Origin of the sequence: Streptococcus nidrosiense (genome assembly GCF_042140045.1) — a bacterium.
GTDB classification, from domain to species: Bacteria; Bacillota; Bacilli; order Lactobacillales; family Streptococcaceae; genus Streptococcus; species Streptococcus nidrosiense.
This window is the reverse complement of the sequence record NZ_CP152419.1, coordinates 447,799-467,625: the sequence shown is the minus strand read 5'-3', so window position 1 is coordinate 467,625 and position 19,827 is coordinate 447,799. Positions and strand designations below refer to the sequence as shown.

Below are 19,827 nucleotides of genomic sequence, written 5' to 3'. Positions count from 1 at the left end.
TTTTAAGGGGAAACAGATGCAATCACTTCGTTTTCAATCTGTCTTTGATATCATTGGCCCAGTCATGATTGGCCCATCTAGTAGTCACACGGCAGGAGCTGTTCGTATCGGTAAAATCGTCTCTTCTATCTTTGACGATACTCCAACCGAGGTCGAGTTCCAGCTTTTTAATTCTTTTGCAAAAACCTATCGAGGGCACGGAACTGATCTCGCCCTAGTCGCTGGAATCTTAGGAATGGACACAGATGATCCAGAAATTCCAAATAGTTTAGAAATTGCCCATAAGCGTGGCATCAAAATTGTCTGGACCATCCAGAAAGACAGTAACGCCCCTCACCCAAATACTACGAAAATCACTGTTAAGAATGAGCACAAGACCATCAGTGTGACAGGAATTTCAATCGGTGGTGGTAACATCCAGGTGACAGAACTCAATGGCTTTGCCGTATCCCTCAACATGAACACCCCTACCATTATCATCGTTCATCAGGATGTTCCTGGTATGATCGCTCACGTAACAGAGGCCCTCTCTCGCTTTGACATTAACATCGCCCAAATGAATGTAACCCGAGAAAAAGCTGGTGAGAAAGCCATTATGATTATCGAAGTTGATAGTCGCAACTGTGATGAATCTATCGAAGAGATTCGTAAAATTCCTCATTTGCATAATGTCAATTTCTTTCAATAGGAGAAAATATGTTTTACTCTATCAAAGAATTAGTCCAACAAGCCGAACTTGATTTTCAAGGAAATGTTGCTGAACTCATGATTACGACCGAGTTTGAGCTAACCGGTCGAGAACGCGAAGAAGTTCTCCTCCTCATGGAACGCAATCTTGAGGTTATGAAAGCTTCTGTTGAACTTGGCCTTAGTGAAAAGAAATCTCGTAGCGGTTTGACAGGTGGTGATGCTGCAAAGCTCGACCACTACATCAAAAAAGGAAAGACCCTATCAGACTTCACTGTCTTGTCTGCAGCTCGTAATGCTATCGCCGTTAATGAACACAATGCCAAGATGGGACTGGTCTGTGCAACACCTACTGCTGGTAGTGCAGGCTGCCTTCCAGCTGTTCTCACTGCTGCTATTCAAAAGTTGGATTTAACTCATGAACAACAACTAGACTTCTTATTCGCTGCAGGTGCTTTTGGACTCGTGATTGCTAACAACGCTTCTATCTCGGGAGCCGAAGGTGGCTGCCAGGCCGAAGTCGGTTCAGCTTCAGCCATGAGTGCCGCTGCCCTAACTCTAGCTGCAGGCGGAACGCCTTATCAGGCGAGTCAGGCTATCGCCTTCGTTATCAAAAACATGCTCGGTCTTATCTGTGACCCCGTTGCAGGTTTGGTTGAAGTTCCTTGCGTCAAGCGGAATGCCATGGGAGCAAGCTTCGCCTTCATCGCAGCCGATATGGCTCTGGCTGGTATTGAATCCAAAATTCCAGTTGATGAGGTCATTGACGCCATGTATCAAGTAGGATCTAGCTTACCAACTGCCTTTCGTGAAACTGCTGAAGGGGGGCTCGCTGCCACACCTACAGGTCGTCGCCTTCAAAAAGAAATCTTCGGCGAATAATTTCATCATTATGAGGAGAATCAATGTCATCTATATCTGCTATCTTTTTTGACTTAGATGGAACGCTAGTGGATAGTTCTATCGGTATCCATAATGGTTTCACCTATACCTTTGACCAACTTGGAGTTTCTAGTCCTGGTGCCAAAACAATTCGAGGTTTTATGGGGCCCCCACTAGAAACCAGCTTTGCTAGTTGTTTACCAGTTGAGCAGATAGAGCAGGCCATCCAGCTCTATCGTTCTTATTATAAGGAAAAGGGTGTTTACGAAGCCCAACTCTTTCCACATATCAAAGATTTACTCGTAGAACTAGCTGAGCATTATCCTCTTTATATCACTACTACGAAGAATACACCAACCGCAGTTGACATGACTAGCAATTTTGGGATTGACCACTTCTTTGATGGCATTTATGGTTCAAGCCCTCAAGCACTACACAAGGCAGATGTTATTCGTCAGGCTCTGGAAACTCATCATCTAACTCCCGAAACAGTTATTATTATCGGAGATACCAAGTTTGATATGATTGGTGCCCAAGAAACTGGCATTAAAAAATTAGCGGTTACTTGGGGATTTGGCGATGAAAAGGAGCTCATGACCTATCATCCTGATTGGATTGCTCACCAGCCAACAGACATTTTACAACATCTACAATTAAAACGTTAAACAAAAGACTCCCAGCCTAAAAGTTAGGTTTGGGAGCTTTTTGTCTGATTTTAATGAGGAGAATGACATTCCCCGTACTCGTCCAATTATTCAAAAGGGGAAACTTCTTCGCTTTCAACTTCTTTAGGTCTATTGATTGTTACTATTTCTACTTCCTTACTTGGCATGGCTAGCAGAACTAATAGAGCAAAACGTCCGACCATTGGAACAAAGTGAAGGAAGATAAAGGCCCAGTGGAAACCTCCATCACGCAAACGTCGAATCTTTAACGCTAAAGTAGGCAACAAAAGGAGTAGAGCCAAAATGGCATAAATACTGACAACCAATATAACTAAAGTAAAGTTCAGAGAAGGACCTTGGTTTATTTCTTTATTGAAGATAAGGATATACAGGGGGAGGAACAAGATATGATTCATCAGCCAAACCCACCAATACTCTGGACGTGTTGAGCGTCCTACAAAATCTACATAACCTTTTAAAAAATTTATATAAGCCCTAAACAAGATATTTCTCCTTTTAACAACTGTATACTATAAAGCAGCCTCATTGTTCTAAAACACTCCCAAATCTATTTTAGATATGGGAGTGTTAGATATTTGCTTAACAATATAAAGAAAACTCTAAAACAGTTTCACTTGTAAAACCTAAACTTCTTAGTCTTTGTTTGATTCTTCGAATGGTGAAACTTCTACAACTTCTTCAGTTTCATTGATGGTTACTACTTCTACTTGTTTCGTTGGCATAGCTAACAAAACTAAAAGAACAAGAGGTCCAACCATGGGAATAAAAATGATAAAGATTAGAGCCCAGTGGAAACCAGCATCACGTAGACGACGAACTGTCAAAGCTAACATAGGTAATATTAGGGCTAGCCCGAAAATCATGTAGATAATAGCAATTCCACCCAAGGCCACTAGAGCAGCCTCATTTCTTGGATTTGCTAGCACCTTAAAATATGCTGAGTAAAAAGGGACAAGGAGGATCATATTTGTTAACCAAATCCACCAATACTCTGAGCGTGTTGAACGGCCTGTAAAATCTACATAACCTTTAAAGAAATTCTTATATGCGTTAATCATAAGTTACTCCCTATTTTTTTAATTCATACGAAATGAAAATGAAAGAGCAAATTAGAAAGTTCGTTATAAACCATATCTAAGTACAGTCAAACGATGCAGACCTCATTTACTTTGATTTTCAAATAGTATAAATTTAGTTTACCATAAATGTTCAACAATGACAAGTTTGTCCAAAAAATTGGTAAAGGAGTAGCAGTTATCAAGAAAAGGTATAATTCCACTCACCTCTAACATGAAGCTAGGAATTATACCTTTTTTCTTTTTTAATGAATGTGAGTTGTTTCGTTAGCAAAACCGATAATAGCTTGCTTCAACTCTGAACCTTGCAAGGCACGGAATTCTTCAATCTTTTGATTGATAACTTCAAGTGGCATGACATTAACCTTACCAACAAAAATCTTATCCATGACTTGATTATCAACTAATTCAGTAGATACCAACAACTCCTCATAGAGTTTCTCACCTGGACGAATCCCCACTTCTACAATCGGAATTTCATTTTCAGTACGTCCACTAAGAAGAACCATTTTCTTGGCCAAATCATAAATCTTAACTGGTTTGCCCATATCAAGGATAAAGACTTCTCCATCTTTAGCATAAGCTCCTGCATGGATCACCAAACGGCTAGCTTCTGGAATGGTCATAAAGTAACGAGTCATACGGAAGTCTGTCACAGTCACTGGACCACCCTCTGCAATCTGACGCTCAAATACTGGAATCACACTACCACGGCTACCAAGAACATTCCCAAAACGAACCGCACAATAGGTAGACTGACTACGTTGGTTGAATCCTGTAACAATCAACTCTGCCACACGTTTGGTAGCTCCCATTACGTTTGGTGGATTAACGGCCTTATCGGTCGAAATCATAACCATCTTCGGTACCTTAGCGGCGTCAACTGCCTTGGCAACATTGTAAGTTCCGAGGATATTATTTTTAAAGGCTTCTTTTGGATTACGTTCCATCATTGGCACGTGCTTATGGGCAGCAGCGTGGTAAACAATGGCTGGTTGGTACTGCTCAAATACTTGAAGCAAGCGATCGTAGTCTTGGATGTCTGCAATCACAGGAACATAGTCAATTCCTTGGAAGCTACGAATCAATTCATGATAGATCAGATAAATGGAGTTTTCCCCATGACCCAAGAGAACCACGCGCTCTGGATTGAAACGACTAACCTGACGGCAAATCTCAGACCCGATAGAGCCTCCTGCACCTGTCACCAAGATCGTTTTTCCAGTAATTTCTGAGCCTAGGCGTGACTCATCTAGTTGAATTTCTTTACGTCCCAAAAGGTCCGTAATATCGATTTTTTGGAAACCACCTACCTGAGGATGCAATCCTTGTACAACCGACTCAATCTTGGGCATCTTATAACACTTCAAGCCAAGTTGGTTACACATTTTTAGGATACGCTCATACTCGGATGGATCAAGAGAAGGAATCGCAACGATAACTTTTTCAATCTGATGACGTTTTGAGAGTTCTGGTAACTGTTCATAAGATCCTAAGACTGGGATTCCACCTAGTTTTTGACCTTTTTTCTTTTCATCATTGTCCAAAATACCCACTAACTCAAGATCACTCGTAGGATGTTGGTAGCTGTTCATAAAGAGAGCTCCACCGTCTCCCGCACCAATCAAGAAGGTACGACGATGTTCCCCTTCTCCATCACCCTTTTTGCGTCTTGAATAGATCAACTGCCAAGTAATACGTGGGAGTAAGATCAAGAAGGTGCTGAGCAAGATAAAGAGAACGATGAAACGCACAGAGAATAGTGGCAAGAAGGCATAGCAAAGGAGATAGGACAAGACACTGCTGACACTTACTCCAATGAATATCTTCATAAAGTCTGTGATTTTGCTATAACGACTAATGCTAGCATTGAGCCCCCAGAATCCAATCATGATTTGATAGAAAAGGAAGGTCAAGCTTGTATAGATGACATAGTCCACAGGAGCTGGATTGATCAATCCATAAAACAAGATATAAGAAACAATGATTGAGGAAATCATGCTGGCAGCATCAAAAATCCCCCAAAAGACTTGTTTTTGTTGTTTATTTAACACTTCAACAAGATCAATTACATAATCTGTCATTTTTTTATTCATGTGAATGGTATCCTCCTACACAAAATCACATTTTCTAGTAATTACAAGATATTTTTCTAAAACCGATTAGTTATTTGCTTTTTCTCAATAGTTTTAAAAATATAAACTGTCGGACAAAGCCTGGACATAGGGCAACGACAACTTGGATTAAAACACTTTTCAGATATTCGCCATAAGAAATCTGTCCACGCGCGTGCATTCTTTGACGTGCTTGGCGATAGAGTTTGAGATAGCGAAGGCCACCACGACGTTCAAACATCCCCGCTCCCACGCGTACCTTACAAAGAATCTGATCCACATTTCCAGTCCGAGCACCAGCGCTAATCATATTAAGCCAGAGCAAATCATCTTCCATATAGAGCCCATCTTCATAGTTACCTGCCTTAAGAACCATCTCTTTTTTAAACATAACCGTCATATGATTAAAGGCACTTCTCATACGTTGGTAGGCGATAATCTCTTCGTGCTTAGTCGGCACACGACGGTAAGAAACAATTTCATCAGGTTGATCGATGAATTCTGCGATATGACCGCCTAGTAGATCCAAGTTTTCCTTTTCCATCAAGTCAAACTGCTGTTCAAAACGATCTTCAACAGCGATATCGTCAGTATCCATACGAGCAATAACGTCATATTGGCACTGTATAACACCATACTGTAGCGCCAAGCCCAACCCACGGTTTTGCTCCAGTGGACAGCGTTTGATTGGAATGCTTGACTGTGCTTCCAATTCCTCCAAAACTTGATATAGTTCAGGTGTCAGTGGACCGTCTTCAACGATAACCACTTCACTAGGCTTAAGCGTTTGATGTAAGATACTCTCGACCGCCTCTTTCAAAAAGGCTGGATTCTCTTTGATATAGACTGACATCAAGACACTAAATTTCCGATTTACAGACACAGTTTCTCTCCAATATATAGATTTTCTTTCACTATTTTATCACAAATTCCCAGACTTTCCTATTTTTATTTGAATCCCAGAAAAAAACTAGTAAATCTATCCTTCTTTTTTACCCATGATTTCGCTAAACTAAGGAGCGGATTTTCTCACACCATCTTGACATCTATTGGAAAAAGCCTTAAAATAAGCTGTTATCAAAATCAGTTTATTGAGGTTCACATGAAAAAACGATCACTCTTTTTTATTCTAGGAATTATCTTAATCGGAGCGGTCTTAAGAGCTCCTTTTACGGCCTTACCAACTGTTTTGGGAGATATTGCTCAAGGTTTAGGAGTTGAGGTCAGCTCGCTTGGGGTTTTGACCAGCCTTCCTCTCTTGATGTTTGCTCTTTTCTCCTCTTTTGCAACCCGTTTGGCTCAGAAGATTGGACTTGAGCATCTTTTTACCTATAGTCTCCTCGTCTTAACCGTCGGTTCAGTGCTTCGTATCTTCAATCTCCCATTGCTTTATCTGGGAACCCTGCTCATCGGAGCTAGTGTCGCTATTTTTAACGTACTTCTTCCTAGCCTGATTCAGGCAAACTACCCGCAAAAAATTAGTTTTCTGACAACGGTTTATGTGACGGCTATGGGAATCGCGACAGCACTAGCTTCCTACCTCTCTGTACCCATTACTCAGGCAACATCTTGGAAGGGGCTGATTCTCTGCCTGTCCATGGTCTGCCTGCTAACCTTATTGGTCTGGTTCCCCAACCATGGCCACAATCATTTCCTAGAAGGGCATGACGAGAAAAAAGAAAAAGAGAATATCCTAAAAAGCAAGCAAGTTTGGGCTATTATTGTATTTGGTGGGTTGCAGTCCCTACTCTTCTATACCAGTATGACCTGGCTACCAACCATGGCCATCAGTGCAGGGCTAGCTCATACGGATGCCGGACTTCTGGCTTCTATCTTTTCACTAATTAGCATTCCCTTCTCCATGACCATTCCAAGTTTAACAACGCGTTTGTCAAATCGTCACCGTCAAATCATGTTAGCAGTCATCTCTCTGGCTGGTATGTTAGGAATTGCTATGCTCTTATACCCAAGTAGTAATTTCTTTTATTGGCTGATGGCTCATCTCTTGATTGGTACTGCCTGTAGCGCTCTTTTTCCTTATCTCATGGTTTGCTTCTCCATCAAAACCAGCTCTCCTGAAAAGACGGCCCAATTATCTGGACTTGCCCAGACCGGTGGTTACATTCTAGCGGCCTTTGGACCAACTCTCTTTGGTTACAGTTTTAACATGTTCCAGTCTTGGGTTCCAGCGGTACTGATTCTTCTAGTGATTGATATCATCATGACAATCGCCCTCTTTATGGTGGATCGAGCAGATAAAATCCTTTAAAAGGTTGAAATTCAACTCAACGAGAAATACTTTTCAAGCCAGACGGATGTCTGGCTTTTTCTTTTAAAAATGTTTGATAAGACTCTTCACAAAACTTCCCTGAATCCTAAACATGCTATAATATACCTATGATGGAAACAACTATACAATTTATCTCTCAAAGAAGTCGAAACTCTCTCAATTGAAGGGGATTGTTTTGCCCCTAAAAACATCCATGTAGATTCCTCTAACTTTTTAAATGATATACCATAGTTACGCTATTTCAACTTTTTTACTGGTATCCTAAAAAGTAAGGACGCAACTTCAATCATTAATCTGATAAAGCTAGAATATCTAACAATCAAACCTTCCAAGGAGGTTAACCTTTTGCATCATAAAATCCTTCAATTCCCAAAATTGAAGGATGGCTCAGTCATTGAGAAACCAGAAATCTATCTAAAATAAAATCTTAAAGAACTTTACTTGTTTTAACTCAATTACAAACAAGTATTTGTTTAAAAGTCTAAAAAGACTATTGAAAATGTAGTAACATTTAAGGAGAAATTTGTATGCTAGCAAAAGCAGGGGACGTCTATTGTGTTTACAATACCCATCTAAAAAAAAACATAGCTTGCCAGATAACCAAGATCGAAGAGGGGGAGAAAAAGCCTCAGGCTGTCCTACTGTCATTAGACTGGTCAGGAGAAGAAGAACTATCTTTCTTAAAGCCACTGTACATTGATTTTATGTACTGGGATAGAGGCTTGCATCTGAGTAATGTTGATATTCATGTACCGTCAAATTATATTTTTATTGGGAATACAAGACCATTAACCACAGAAAGCACAAACACATATGCTATGTTTTGGGGGAATGGTTACGATATTTATAGGCAACTGAAATGGCAAGAAATCCCAAAAGAAAAAAGAGATTTATTTAAGAAAGCAGATAAAAGCAAGGAAAAGGTTTCATTTGCAGGAAATGAGTATCGTATTTCTAAACACAATATCAATGACGAGTGGACCCCTTTTGAAGACGCATTAGAATTAAAAGTCTTTCCTTGTTTATCTAAGTTGGCATTAACTAAATGGCACAAAAATATATATGAGTATTTGCAATCGACTCCTTTTATTACAGAACTAGTTCTTGAAAATCATGGACAAACAAAACTGGATTTTTCTAAGACATCCATACATCGACTTTCCATTGATTTGACAGGTGTAGAGGAACTTAGATTGAATGATGATTTGGAGGAGCTACTCTTATTAGGAGACATAAGCGACAATTGTCAGATACTTGCAAAGGATCATGGAGCCAGCTTACGATTACAACTTGATAGTTCTCTGCCTAAGGTGCTGGGATTAAAGGGTTTGGGAGCCATCCATTGTTCTAACATCCTTGAAATAGACTTTGCACAAATCTTGAATAACTATCCAAATCTTAGGGAATTGAGATTGTGGGGGAAACCTGGTAATATTCTTAATTTCCATAAATTATCAGAGTTAAAAGAGTTAATCAATTTTTCAACCGTTGATTTGTTTGGCTTTACTGCAGAGGATATCCCAAAACCAGAAGATTTACCTCAATTAAGCATGTTTTGGATGAGTAGCTTACCAGAAGATGCCGCTAAAGTAGCCAAAAAATATTATAAAAAACTGCAGGACAAGGGACTGAATCTTTGGATAACAAAACCGAGGAAAGCTGAATGGCTAGCCCAAAACCTAGATAATCCATTTCGCTCATGGGATGGACAAGAAAATATTTCAACCGCAAATGCAAAAAAAGCAGCCTCTCTATATAGAAAGACTAGAGCAAGCCTTATAAAGCTTCTAGAAAACCTCAATGAGAACACTATGACAAACGTAGAAGTTCTCATAAGAGAATATACTCAAGGTTTCAATAAAATGGACAAACGTAACTGTTTTATTGAAACAATCGAGAGAGAGGATATCTATAGTGCCCTAGTTGAGATCTTAGATTTACTACCTGAAGATTTAGGAATGGACAAAGAAAAATTTATAGAAATCTTTGATGAGCTAAAGGATTTTTAAATGAGAAGCCTTTCTAGTTCATTCCTGAAACGGAGATTATCATGACTAACTTTATACAGACTATCACAGTAGAAAATCGGCAGGTCGACAAAGAAAATTACTTTACAATTGGCTACTCTCCTGAGATAGAAAAATCTTTACTGTGTGTTTATATTTCTTGGATTGCTGGTTACGAACGCTATTACGAGTTAGATGACGGAGATTTGGCTCTCTTTGAAAGCAAACGAGAAGCATTTCTCAAAAAATATGAAAAAGAAATCAAGGCTTATCGGACTGAAAGATTGATTGGTTCCGAGGCTCTGAGGGATTACAATTTCAGATCTTTGCCTGAGAATATCCTAAAAAACTTGGATAGCTATCCTCCATTTAACGGATATGTCTATCAAAACGGCATTCTCTGTGCCAAAATCAAGATTGAAGACAAGTATTTTTATCTTCCGCCCATTTATGATGAGGATTGCAGATAAGCATTGCCTCAAAGTAATGCAAAACAGCCTCCAATCTTCTAGTTTTCACTAGAAGATTTTTTATATATAAAATTTTTACACATATTGCTTGACAGGGCTTACAAATAGATGTATGATGTATGTGTAGAATAATTATATATAAAATTTTTACATACTAAAAAAGGAGGTGCCCCATGTATTTTCCAACATCATCGGCCTTGATTGAATTTCTCATCTTGGCCATCCTAGAACAAGGGGATTCCTATGGTTATGAGATTAGCCAAACCATTAAACTCATTGCCAAAATCAAGGAATCTACCCTCTACCCCATCTTGAAAAAACTGGATACCAACCGCTATCTGACTACATACTCTCGCGAATACCAAGGTCGGATGCGCAAGTACTACTCCTTGACAGAAATCGGAGAGGAGCAACTCTTTGTCCTTCGAGAAGAATGGACACTCTACACTGACACTATCAACGGCATCATAGAAGGGAGCATTCGCCATGACAAGAACTGAATATTTGAATCAGCTTGAAGCCTATCTGATGAAGCTGCCTCAATCTGATCGTATCGAAGCCATGGACTACTTCAAAGAACTCTTTGATGATGCTGGGCCAGAAGGTGAGGAGGAGCTTATCGCTAGCCTGGGAAGTCCAAAAGAAGCTGCCCATGATGTCCTGACTACACTTCTTGATAAGAAAATCAACGAAGAAAATTCCAGCAAGAACGACCGCCATATTTTACGCATCGCTCTACTAGCCCTTCTTGCAGCTCCTATCGGAATTCCGGTCGGAATTGCTCTTCTCATGGCTATCATCGGCATTTTTATCGCCGCTGTCAGCGTACTTATTGCCTTCTTTGCTGTTTCAGCAGCTGGAATGGTTCTCGGAGCTGTTCTCCTATTTGAAAGCTTCTACATTCTAGCTGAATCTACATCTGCTTTTATTCTGATTTTTGGTGGAGGTTTACTGGCAATCGGAGCTTCGTCCCTAGTTTTGCTAGCAACTTCCTATGTAGCACGTTTCTTTGGATTACTAGTCCTTCGACTTATCCAATGGATTCTTAATAGAGGAAAGAGAGGTGAAAGACATGCGTAAATGGACAAAAGGATTTCTTATCTTTGGTGTTGTTACTAGTATCATTGGTTTTTCCATGATGATCATCGGGATCCAAACAGATGGTGTCAGAAGCCTCCTTGCAATGTCTCAAAATCCAGTATTTGAAAGTCGAATGGAAGAACTCGTTTTTGATCAAGATATTGAAAATCTAAACATCTCACTAACAGAACATTCGCTCGTCATTACGGAGTCAAACGATGATAAGATTCACCTTCAGTATCATCCAACCATCTCTGAAAAAGAAAATCTTCAACACTCTATCAAAGAGAAAAGTCTTGAAATAACTGACACCAAGTCAACTACACGTCGCTCTATAGGTTCTAGTATCGAGGGTATTCTCTATATCGCAAGCGGAATTTCTAGTCGCAATGATGAAGTTGTTCTCTCATTACCAAGAGGAAAAGACTTAAAAAATCTAACTGCCCAGGTAAACCATCGTATCCTTTCAATTGCTAATGCAAAACTCAGCAATGCCAAGATTCTGTCAAATGGATATCTCCTTCGTATCACTGATAGCGAGATTAAAAATAGCCAACTAATCACAGTTGGAATTGTCAATGTATTTGAAACCAGTCTAACAGATAGCCGCATCCAAGCAGATCATGAACATATCAAGGCAGACGATATCCAAGTGCATGGTCGAGTGGAATTCGAGGCAAGAAAAGATATCTCACTCGAGTTATCTCAGAAGGAACTTGATCGAATCAATCTTGAATTTTCTGCTGAACATGGTGATATCTATCGTTGGCATCGAGACAGACGTGATATACCTACGGGAGGTAGTAAAGGTGAAGCATTAGCGAACCCTTACAAAACAGAAAAAAAAGATACGCAAGATCTCCTCGTCGCAAAATCGAATCAAAGTATCTATTTCCCATAATAAGATCGCTTGCTTTCTTATAGAAATCATGAATAAAGACAACTAGTAGTTACTACTCAAAAATTAATCAAAAAAGGGAGGTCTATTATGACTCAAGAATGGTTTGAAAGTGCTGATTTCGAAAAAACAGCCAACAATGATAAAAAAGATAGCCCATCCGACTCAGTTCTCCTTGAAGAAGATTCAGAGACAAGAGACGAGGCGCCAGTAGTTGAGGAAAATCCTCAAGAAAATCTTCATACCAATCCAGAAGATAAGGAAACTAGTGAGGAAACTGTAGAGACTGAAGAGCTCGCTGAAAAATCAGAAAAGATAGACGAGTCAGAAGAACCTGTTAAAGAAGCTTCTCAGAAAAGTCAATCTTTGGAAAGCCCGTTTTTACCAGATTCTGTATCTGCCAAAACAGCACTATTCGCAGTATTCAAAGAAGAACTGGCTGATCTTTGGTTTTGGCTACAAGGTGCCCTTAAAGAACCGACAACAAGCATTGATACAGATAAAAAACATAGTTATAATGCCTTTGCCCTGCTGACTATCTTTTCTGCTCTTAGTTTCTTCTGTGCGATTTATCATATCAAGCATAACTACTACGGCCATATGGCGGCTATCAACTCTCATGTCAGCGAGCAGTTCCCTTCACTGAATCTCTTTTCTATCTTCTCCATCTTGGTAGCGACAAGTTTATTCTTCTTTTCTATCCTTATGGGTGGATTTGTAGTTAAACGTTTTGTCAATCAGGACAATGACTGGACACTGGAAAAATCCTTGCAAGAGTACAGCAGACTCTTCGCCCTTCCTCTCCTGCTAACGGGTATTGCGAGTTTCTTTGCCTTCTTTAATAGTCTACGTTTTGCGGCTCTTCTCTGCCTCATTAGCATTGGTTTGGTACTTCTTGCCAACCTCTATACCATCTCAAGACCAAGTAAAGATAGCCAAACTGACTCCTTCTATCGCCTTCTCTTGGCATTTCTAGTTAACGGTGGTATCCTGTTTCTCTTCTTCCTAGCAGAAATGACTCTGGTTTTTGAATATCTACGAATCCTAGCTTTTATGTAAGATAAAGGTAGCGAGATAGAAAGATATTATCTTTGGAGGATCATTACTATAAAATTTTAAAAACAAAAAAAGCGAACAAGACAGAATTCTGATAATCAGAAAACTAATCTTGTTCGCTTTTTAACTTTATAGAAACTTTTGTCACAGATTCCTTATTTATCTATTTGCTAAAGCTTCAAAATCTTCCCCAAAAACTGGTCCTACCTCTACTTGGTTGGCATCCAAGTCCTGACAAAGTTCCTTTGGAAGAGCTTCTAAAAAGGCTTGGTAATCCAGTCTAGCTACTGCTTCATAGTCTTCAGGCTTAGAACCATCTCCAGATATTTTCACCAGGTCAATCTCCCAGACAAGATCCTTACCAGCCAACTGCTCAACATAAGGCACAGGAACAACAGGACCTTTTGGCAAAATAGTCTTAACCCCCTGAGCCAGGTGATAGATGCCATGAACCTTACCCTCACTATCTGGGTAGAATTTAGCACTTGCAGGATAGGCATCAGACCCTTGGACCTTCTTGACTAACTCTTCAAAACGTGCCAAGCCATTTTCTTCTAGGAAGCTTTCTAAGTCCTTCTTATCAAAGTAAATAGTTGATAGAATTCCTTGGCAAAAGGCCAAACGAGCATCCTTATCAGCTAGATAGTTTTTAACAGTTTCTTGGAAATAGTCTTCCAAATCAAAGTCTGACAATCCTTCAACTGCTTCACCAACCTTGCTAGACAAGGTTTCTAAGAGAGCTTCGACAATCTCCCAGTCAGCTCTTGTAATCAAGTCAGGAATGATTACTTGGTAGCCTTTTTGAGCATCTGCATAACGAACTTTAAAGAGAAACTGAGACTTGCCTACGATTCCACACTCGATATACTCGAGGCGATTAAGTGGTTGACGGAGATAGACTGCGTCATAACTATGTGACTCTAAGCCATCTACTAGGGCCAAGACTGACTTAGCTGTTAAAATCTCCTGTTGTCCTAAAATACTTTGTTTATTTGGAATAAAAAATGTTTTCACCATAAATGGTCTCCTTTGAAATCGTTTACATATAGTATACACCATTTTCCTGAAAGATGCAGAAACAAATTTAAGATTTTTTGGTCAAAAGCATAGAAAAAAAAAACAGCCCGTCAGGACTGTCCTACTTTTATACAACTTCAGAATGATCCAAGTTCTCACCAATCGCTGCTAGACGCTCGATGACTTGATCTTGTGTCAATTCATGCTCTAAAACATAACGATTGCGTGGATGAACACGGCACTCGTGTGAGCAGCCACGGAGATATTTATCTTCGTTGTCTTCTGATGCCAAGATACGACGGTTACAGAATGGATTTCCACAGTTGACATAGCGTTCGCATGGTGTGCCATCAAACCAATCTTTTCCGACGATGGTTGGATTGACATGGTTGACATCGACTGCGATACGTTCGTCAAAGACATACATTTTCCCATCCCAAAGTTCCCCTTGAACTTCTGGGTCTTTACCGTAAGTGGCGATTCCTCCATGCAATTGACCGACATCTTTGTAGCCTTCACGAACCATCCAGCCTGAGAATTTCTCACAGCGGACTCCACCAGTACAGTAAACTACGACGCGCTTGTCCATGAACTTTTCCTTGTTATCACGGACCCATTGTGGTAACTCACGGAAGTTGCGAATATCTGGACGAATAGCACCACGGAAGTGACCAAGGTCGTACTCATAGTCATTACGAGTATCAAGGACAACTGTATCTTCGTCTAGGAGGGCTTCTTTGAATTCTTTTGGAGACAAGTAAGCACCTGTTGTTTCAAGTGGGTCGATGTCGTTGTCAAAGTTATCATCCTCTAAGCCAAGGTGGACAATCTCTTTCTTGTAGCGAACAAACATCTTCTTGAAGGCTTGCTCACTTTCTTCGTCAATCTTGAACCAGAGGTCTTCCATACCTGGAAGGCTATGAACGTAGTCCATGTATTTTTGCGTTGTTTCGTAGTCACCAGAAACGGTTCCGTTGATTCCTTCGTCAGCCACTAGGATACGGCCCTTGAGCCCGATAGACTTACAGAAAGCCAAATGGTCTGCAGCAAATTGCTCTGCATTTTCAATTGGAGTATAAAGGTAGTATAGTAAGACACGAATATCTTTTGACATAAGATTGATTCTCTTTTCTAAGATTAAATTATCAGAATTTTTCATTCAACTATACCAGTATACTCTCCCAAGAAAGCGAATGCAATTTATTTGACTTAAAATTAAAAACAAGACCATTTTCAGATCTTGTTTCAACTAAATATTCGATGAAGAAAGGTTACCAAAAATGGTAAGGTTGCGACGATATTATTGATAACATGAACGGCATAGCCAGGATAGATACTCTTGGTATAACGAGTTAATCCAGCACAACATACTCCAAATGTCGAAAAAACAAGAATATCTAAGAAATTTGGAAAGCTAGAAAAGTGAGGAAGAGCAAACAAAACCGAAGGAAGAATCAGGTCAAGTCCAAGCTTCGAATCTTTAAAGAAGGCGTGTTGGAACAACCCCCTATAAATCAACTCTTCCATCAGAGGCCCTAGGAAAAATAAGGTCAGGTAGAGACCCAACTCGGCAAAGTTTGTCCCACTATAGCCGATTAGTACAGCCCAGCCTTCAGAGGTTGACTGTACATGTCTTGCCGTTTGAAAATTAAAAGATATGCAAAGTACAGTTACGAAAATCGTCAAAACTGTATACCATAGCCATTTTTTCTTTGGAATAACAAAAAGGTAGCCATGTCCTGTCTTGACTAAAATCCATATCATGAGGCCAATAAAGACAAGACTGATAAGATTTTTAATCCAGAAAAAATTCCCAATCTGAGAAGAAAATTGCCAGTAATTTTGGACCACAAGTGTTAGCTGAGAGAGTCCATATACGAAAAATAAGTAGGATAAGATAGCACTGATTTTAAAGAGTAGATGGTATTTTTTCATATGTCTGTAACCAATGTTAAAAGTAGAATCAAATCTCCGAACGAAATACAGATAAATATATGTATGTGCTCTAAAAAGAATCACCACCTTATCTAGAAAGTTCCAGACAAGGCAGTGATTGCAATTTTTAGGAATGAATACACGAAATCAATTATTCTTAAGATTTTTTGTTTTTCAAGAATTCGTCGTATTGTTTTTGCATTTCATCCAATACTTTTTGGTAAGCACCTTCAGATTTAAGTTTTTCCATCAATTCTGGAATAGCTTTTTCTGGGTCTACAGTACCAGTGTTGATAGCTGTATCGAATTGTTGCATAGTGTTAGTGATAGCTGAGATTTCAGATTTCACGTTGTCAGTGTTAAAGATGAATCCAAGCGCTGGAGATTCTTTTGCAGTTTCCAAGTCTTTCTTAGATTGTGCAATTTGTTCATCTGTAACGTTTTCGTTGATGTAAAGGATCCAGTTGTTACCAGTGTTCCATCCTGACATGTGAGTGTTTCCTTTGTATCCGTCAAGGACTTTAACACGGTTTTCTTTACCTGCAACTTTTTCCCAGTTCTTGCCTTCTGGTCCATAAACAAGTCCGTTCAAGAGTTCTGGGTTAGTGTTCAAGAGGTTCAATACTTCCATTGCTTTTTCTTTGTTCTTAGAGTTGTTTGAGATTACAAAGTTAGCAACTTGAGTTGTTTGGTTTTTCTTGATGAAGTTAGTAAATGGTTTGATTTGGATGTCTCTGTTAGCAACACGAGAAAGCAAGCTGCTACCGTAGTCAGCTGGTCCTACTGTTTCTTCGCGAGCAAACCAAGTATCTTGAGTAAGGTCATATGAAGTTTCGCTTGTTGCTACGTCTTTTGGAATGTATCCTGCTTCATAGAATTTGTGAAGAGTCTTCAAGTGTTCTACGAAACGAGGAACTTCGTAACGGTTTACGATCTTAGTAGTGTCGCCTTCAAGATCGATGACGAATGGAAGTCCGTTTGCAACTGGGTAGTCAAAGTTTTCTGATGGAATAAAGTTTTTACCAACAGCAAATGGCATTACATCTGGAGCTTTTTCTTTGATTTGTTTCAATACTGGTTCAAGTGTTTCGTATGAAGTTACACCTGAGATATCAATTCCATATTTTTCAAGAAGTGGGCCGTTGAAGGCAAAGTTTTGTGAAGATGCAACGTTGGCTGCTACTGGAACAGAATAGATCTTACCGTTTACAGTGTTACCTTTGATGTAAGCTGGGTCAAGTGCTTTGTAAAGGTCAGCTCCTTCTTTCTTGTACAATTCTGTCAAGTCAGCATAAGCACCTTTTTGAGCGTTTACGACATAGTTATCTGCAAAGGCGATATCATAGTTTTCACCTGATGAAGTGATAACTGACATTTTCTTGCTGTAGTCACCCCAACCAAGGTATTGGATATCCAATTTAGCGCCAACTTTTTCTCCGATGATTTTGTTTGCATTTTCTAGCAATTCGTCCAAGTTATCTGGTTTGTCACCGATTTGATACATTTTGATAACAGTCTTATCACCTGAAGATGATGATTCAGCAGCTTTTTGGTTGTTTCCTTTAAGGTTTCCACAAGCTGCAAGGCTAGCAGCTAAAGCGACAAGGCTAGCAGATGCAAAAGCATATTTTTTCCAGTTTTTCATTATAAAAACTCCTTTTTTTATTTTTAAAGTTATTAACAAAATTAGATTCTTGATTTTCCTTTGCCAGAAAAATCAGAGTTAGAAAAGAAACATTGTTTCTTAAATATCCTTACTCTTTAACACCACCGATAGTCAAACCTTTTACAAAGTAGCGTTGGAAGAATGGGTAGAGGATCGCAATCGGAACAGTCGCAACTACGACCATAGCCATACGACCTGTTTCTTTTGGTAGGGCAACCGCAAGTTGTCCTGACATACCAACTGACTTAGCAATGTAATCCATGTTGTTTTGAATTTGCATAAGCAAATATTGCAACGGATACAAGTTATCACTCTTGATGTAAAGAAGGGCGTTAAACCAGTCATTCCAGAAGCCAAGCGCTGTCAATAGTGTGATCGTTGCGATACCTGGTAATGACAGTGGCAAACAGATTTGGAAGAAGATACGAGCTTCACTAGCTCCATCGATACGAGCTGATTCGAGGATTGCTTCTGGGATGGTTTTCTTGAAGAAAGAACGCATCAACATGATGTTGAATGGTGATAGAAGCATTGGAACAATCAAGGCCCAAATGGTATCACCAAGGTGAAGCAATTGTGTCACCACAATATAGCCTGGTACCAAACCAGCGTTGAACAACATACTAAGAAGAGCGAAGATTGTAAAGAATTTACGATACTTAAATGTTGAACGCGAGATGGCATAGGCATAAGTTGTCGTGATAAAGACGTTTGTCAATGTACCGACAACTGTCACAAACACTGAGATAAAGAGTGCTTGTAAAATCTTATCTTTGAACTGAGCCAAAAACTCAAAACCATCTAATCCAAACTGTGATGGGAAGAAGCTATATCCATATTGAACGATACTCTTCTCATCTGTAACTGAGATAATGATTACAAAGATGAAAGGCAAGATACAAGAGAAGGCCAGCAAACCAGAAATGATACTAAAGAAGATATCTGCTTTCTTGCTGAAGGAGTGTATGCCAACATTATCAATTTTTTCTTTTTGAATTTTTTTTGCCATGTGCTCCTCCTTTCTAGAATAGTGCTGAGTTAGGATCAACACGTCTTGCAAGTAAGTTTGATAGAATAACCAGAATCAAACCAACGACTGACTGATAGAGACCGGCTGCTGATGCCATACCGATATCTGCTGTCTGAGTCAAACCGTTAAAGACGTAGACGTCCAATACGTTTGTTACACTATAGAGCTGACCAGCGTTGTGAGGGATTTGGTAGAAAAGACCGAAGTCTGCACGGAAGATGTTTCCGACTGCAAGGATGGTCAATACTGTCACAAGTGGTGTCAACTGAGGAATCGTTACGTTGCGGATACGTTGCCATTTGCTAGCACCGTCCACTGTTGCTGCTTCGTAGTAAGTTGGATCAATACCCATGATTGTTGCATAGTACATAACACTACTGTATCCAAAGCCTTTCCAAATTCCTAGGAAGAGGAGAAGATAAGGCCAGATACTGATGTCAGCGTAGAAGTTAATCCCCTTCATGCCAAGAGCTTCTAAGGTGTGGTTAATAAGCCCTTTATCGATATTTAGGAAAGCATCTGTAAAGAAACTGATGATAACCCAAGATAGGAAGTAAGGGAATAACATAGATGTTTGGTAGATTTTAACCATTTTCTTAGAGCGAAGTTCACTAAGGATAATAGCGATACCAACTGACACGATCAAACCGATAAAGATAAATCCAAGGTTGTAAAGGACAGTGTTTCGAGTGATGACAAAGGCATCTTTGGAACTAAACAAGAATTTAAAGTTATCTAGTCCGACCCATTTACTATTTATAATACTGTGAACGAATCCTTCACCAGTCATATGGTAGTCTTTGAAGGCAACCACATTTCCAAATACTGGGATGTAGAAGAATAAAATCAACCATAATGTCCCTGGTAAAACCATTAAGAGAAAAATCCAATTATCTCTCAAAGTTTTTGAAAACTTGTTCATAATTTCCTCCCT

General features: G+C 39.5%; 20 protein-coding genes. 10 read left to right on the top strand and 10 right to left on the bottom strand.

What is annotated here, in order from left to right:
- Window positions 1–16 precede the first annotated feature (16 nt).
- The 3 genes from sdaAB to AAFQ93_RS02230 are packed head-to-tail and all read left to right on the top strand — an operon-like array spanning window position 17 to window position 2,234.
- Window positions 17–688, top strand: coding sequence for an L-serine ammonia-lyase, iron-sulfur-dependent subunit beta (gene sdaAB, locus AAFQ93_RS02240; RefSeq protein WP_001191178.1), 672 nt, complete (start codon window positions 17–19; stop codon window positions 686–688).
- 8 nt (window positions 689–696) lie between these two features.
- Window positions 697–1,569 carry an L-serine ammonia-lyase, iron-sulfur-dependent, subunit alpha gene (gene sdaAA, locus AAFQ93_RS02235; protein WP_223140402.1) on the top strand — a complete coding sequence of 291 codons (873 nt, stop codon included), beginning with the start codon at window positions 697–699 and terminating at the stop codon, window positions 1,567–1,569.
- A 23-nt stretch (window positions 1,570–1,592) separates the two neighbouring features.
- Entirely contained in the window at window positions 1,593–2,234 is a 642-nt protein-coding gene (locus tag AAFQ93_RS02230) for an HAD hydrolase-like protein (RefSeq protein WP_223140401.1), read from the top strand.
- Window positions 2,235–2,320: 86 nt separating this feature from the next.
- Here the strand turns inward: AAFQ93_RS02230 and AAFQ93_RS02225 are convergent, their stop codons facing one another.
- From AAFQ93_RS02225 to AAFQ93_RS02210, 4 genes are all read right to left on the bottom strand, one after another.
- Window positions 2,321–2,737, bottom strand: a complete 417-nt coding sequence (locus AAFQ93_RS02225; protein ID WP_049504842.1) for a DUF805 domain-containing protein — start codon at window positions 2,735–2,737, stop codon at window positions 2,321–2,323.
- 150 nt (window positions 2,738–2,887) lie between these two features.
- A complete protein-coding gene (locus AAFQ93_RS02220; protein ID WP_223140400.1) occupies window positions 2,888–3,313 on the bottom strand; it encodes a DUF805 domain-containing protein in 426 nt (141 codons plus the stop codon).
- Window positions 3,314–3,576: 263 nt separating this feature from the next.
- Window positions 3,577–5,427, bottom strand: coding sequence for a nucleoside-diphosphate sugar epimerase/dehydratase (locus AAFQ93_RS02215; RefSeq protein WP_001035795.1), 1,851 nt, complete (start codon window positions 5,425–5,427; stop codon window positions 3,577–3,579).
- 70 nt (window positions 5,428–5,497) lie between these two features.
- On the bottom strand, window positions 5,498–6,298 hold the full coding sequence (locus AAFQ93_RS02210) for a glycosyltransferase (protein WP_375555766.1): 801 nt from the start codon (window positions 6,296–6,298) through the stop codon (window positions 5,498–5,500).
- Between the two features lie 249 nt (window positions 6,299–6,547).
- Here AAFQ93_RS02210 and AAFQ93_RS02205 point away from each other — a divergent pair, with 249 nt between their 5' ends.
- The 7 genes from AAFQ93_RS02205 to AAFQ93_RS02175 all read left to right on the top strand — a co-directional run bounded on the left by AAFQ93_RS02205 (window position 6,548) and on the right by AAFQ93_RS02175 (window position 13,248).
- A complete protein-coding gene (locus AAFQ93_RS02205) occupies window positions 6,548–7,714 on the top strand; it encodes an MFS transporter (protein WP_223140397.1) in 1,167 nt (388 codons plus the stop codon).
- Between the two features lie 548 nt (window positions 7,715–8,262).
- Window positions 8,263–9,744 (top strand): gliding motility protein, encoded by a 1,482-nt coding sequence (locus AAFQ93_RS02200; RefSeq protein WP_375555489.1) that lies wholly within the window; start codon window positions 8,263–8,265, stop codon window positions 9,742–9,744.
- Window positions 9,745–9,785: 41 nt separating this feature from the next.
- On the top strand, window positions 9,786–10,211 hold the full coding sequence (locus tag AAFQ93_RS02195; RefSeq protein WP_375555488.1) for a hypothetical protein: 426 nt from the start codon (window positions 9,786–9,788) through the stop codon (window positions 10,209–10,211).
- A 173-nt stretch (window positions 10,212–10,384) separates the two neighbouring features.
- On the top strand, window positions 10,385–10,711 hold the full coding sequence (locus AAFQ93_RS02190; RefSeq protein WP_000273853.1) for a PadR family transcriptional regulator: 327 nt from the start codon (window positions 10,385–10,387) through the stop codon (window positions 10,709–10,711).
- Window positions 10,698–11,291: a DUF1700 domain-containing protein gene (locus tag AAFQ93_RS02185; protein ID WP_375555487.1), complete on the top strand. Its 594-nt coding sequence runs from the start codon at window positions 10,698–10,700 to the stop codon at window positions 11,289–11,291. The genes AAFQ93_RS02190 and AAFQ93_RS02185 overlap by 14 nt, the downstream gene beginning before the upstream one ends.
- Entirely contained in the window at window positions 11,284–12,192 is a 909-nt protein-coding gene (locus tag AAFQ93_RS02180) for a DUF4097 family beta strand repeat-containing protein (RefSeq protein ID WP_375555486.1), read from the top strand. Before AAFQ93_RS02185 ends, AAFQ93_RS02180 begins: the two co-directional genes overlap by 8 nt.
- Before the next feature lie 87 nt (window positions 12,193–12,279).
- Window positions 12,280–13,248 carry a DUF6574 domain-containing protein gene (locus AAFQ93_RS02175; RefSeq protein WP_375555485.1) on the top strand — a complete coding sequence of 323 codons (969 nt, stop codon included), beginning with the start codon at window positions 12,280–12,282 and terminating at the stop codon, window positions 13,246–13,248.
- 156 nt (window positions 13,249–13,404) lie between these two features.
- Here the strand turns inward: AAFQ93_RS02175 and AAFQ93_RS02170 are convergent, their stop codons facing one another.
- From AAFQ93_RS02170 to AAFQ93_RS02145, 6 genes are all read right to left on the bottom strand, one after another.
- Window positions 13,405–14,262, bottom strand: coding sequence for a DUF4299 family protein (locus AAFQ93_RS02170; protein ID WP_375555484.1), 858 nt, complete (start codon window positions 14,260–14,262; stop codon window positions 13,405–13,407).
- 127 nt (window positions 14,263–14,389) lie between these two features.
- Window positions 14,390–15,376 carry a rhodanese-related sulfurtransferase gene (locus AAFQ93_RS02165; RefSeq protein ID WP_375555483.1) on the bottom strand — a complete coding sequence of 329 codons (987 nt, stop codon included), beginning with the start codon at window positions 15,374–15,376 and terminating at the stop codon, window positions 14,390–14,392.
- 131 nt (window positions 15,377–15,507) lie between these two features.
- On the bottom strand, window positions 15,508–16,197 hold the full coding sequence (locus tag AAFQ93_RS02160) for a lysostaphin resistance A-like protein (RefSeq protein ID WP_375555482.1): 690 nt from the start codon (window positions 16,195–16,197) through the stop codon (window positions 15,508–15,510).
- A gap of 157 nt (window positions 16,198–16,354) precedes the next feature.
- The gene (locus AAFQ93_RS02155) at window positions 16,355–17,842 is read right to left on the bottom strand and encodes an ABC transporter substrate-binding protein (protein ID WP_000800381.1); all 1,488 of its coding nucleotides are present in this window, start codon (window positions 17,840–17,842) and stop codon (window positions 16,355–16,357) included.
- Window positions 17,843–17,951: 109 nt separating this feature from the next.
- Entirely contained in the window at window positions 17,952–18,872 is a 921-nt protein-coding gene (locus tag AAFQ93_RS02150; protein ID WP_006149055.1) for a carbohydrate ABC transporter permease, read from the bottom strand.
- Between the two features lie 13 nt (window positions 18,873–18,885).
- Complete coding sequence (locus tag AAFQ93_RS02145) at window positions 18,886–19,815, bottom strand: ABC transporter permease (RefSeq protein WP_375555481.1); 930 nt, start codon at window positions 19,813–19,815, stop codon at window positions 18,886–18,888.
- Between the last annotated feature and the right edge of the window lie 12 nt (window positions 19,816–19,827).

What these genes read in the sequence shown, in the direction of transcription:
- AAFQ93_RS02180 (WP_375555486.1), top strand. Translation starts at nt 11,284, where the DNA reads ATGCGTAAATGGACAAAAGGATTTCTTATCTTTGGTGTTGTTACTAGT.
- AAFQ93_RS02230 (WP_223140401.1), top strand. Translation starts at nt 1,593, where the DNA reads ATGTCATCTATATCTGCTATCTTTTTTGACTTAGATGGAACGCTAGTG.
- AAFQ93_RS02195 (WP_375555488.1), top strand. Translation starts at nt 9,786, where the DNA reads ATGACTAACTTTATACAGACTATCACAGTAGAAAATCGGCAGGTCGAC.
- AAFQ93_RS02220 (WP_223140400.1), bottom strand. Translation starts at nt 3,313, where the DNA reads ATGATTAACGCATATAAGAATTTCTTTAAAGGTTATGTAGATTTTACA.
- AAFQ93_RS02145 (WP_375555481.1), bottom strand. Translation starts at nt 19,815, where the DNA reads ATGAACAAGTTTTCAAAAACTTTGAGAGATAATTGGATTTTTCTCTTA.
- AAFQ93_RS02205 (WP_223140397.1), top strand. Translation starts at nt 6,548, where the DNA reads ATGAAAAAACGATCACTCTTTTTTATTCTAGGAATTATCTTAATCGGA.
- AAFQ93_RS02210 (WP_375555766.1), bottom strand. Translation starts at nt 6,298, where the DNA reads ATGTCAGTCTATATCAAAGAGAATCCAGCCTTTTTGAAAGAGGCGGTC.
- AAFQ93_RS02150 (WP_006149055.1), bottom strand. Translation starts at nt 18,872, where the DNA reads ATGGCAAAAAAAATTCAAAAAGAAAAAATTGATAATGTTGGCATACAC.
- sdaAB (WP_001191178.1), top strand. Translation starts at nt 17, where the DNA reads ATGCAATCACTTCGTTTTCAATCTGTCTTTGATATCATTGGCCCAGTC.
- AAFQ93_RS02170 (WP_375555484.1), bottom strand. Translation starts at nt 14,262, where the DNA reads ATGGTGAAAACATTTTTTATTCCAAATAAACAAAGTATTTTAGGACAA.
- AAFQ93_RS02185 (WP_375555487.1), top strand. Translation starts at nt 10,698, where the DNA reads ATGACAAGAACTGAATATTTGAATCAGCTTGAAGCCTATCTGATGAAG.
- AAFQ93_RS02175 (WP_375555485.1), top strand. Translation starts at nt 12,280, where the DNA reads ATGACTCAAGAATGGTTTGAAAGTGCTGATTTCGAAAAAACAGCCAAC.
- AAFQ93_RS02190 (WP_000273853.1), top strand. Translation starts at nt 10,385, where the DNA reads ATGTATTTTCCAACATCATCGGCCTTGATTGAATTTCTCATCTTGGCC.
- AAFQ93_RS02215 (WP_001035795.1), bottom strand. Translation starts at nt 5,427, where the DNA reads ATGAATAAAAAAATGACAGATTATGTAATTGATCTTGTTGAAGTGTTA.
- AAFQ93_RS02155 (WP_000800381.1), bottom strand. Translation starts at nt 17,842, where the DNA reads ATGAAAAACTGGAAAAAATATGCTTTTGCATCTGCTAGCCTTGTCGCT.
- AAFQ93_RS02200 (WP_375555489.1), top strand. Translation starts at nt 8,263, where the DNA reads ATGCTAGCAAAAGCAGGGGACGTCTATTGTGTTTACAATACCCATCTA.
- AAFQ93_RS02165 (WP_375555483.1), bottom strand. Translation starts at nt 15,376, where the DNA reads ATGTCAAAAGATATTCGTGTCTTACTATACTACCTTTATACTCCAATT.
- sdaAA (WP_223140402.1), top strand. Translation starts at nt 697, where the DNA reads ATGTTTTACTCTATCAAAGAATTAGTCCAACAAGCCGAACTTGATTTT.
- AAFQ93_RS02160 (WP_375555482.1), bottom strand. Translation starts at nt 16,197, where the DNA reads ATGAAAAAATACCATCTACTCTTTAAAATCAGTGCTATCTTATCCTAC.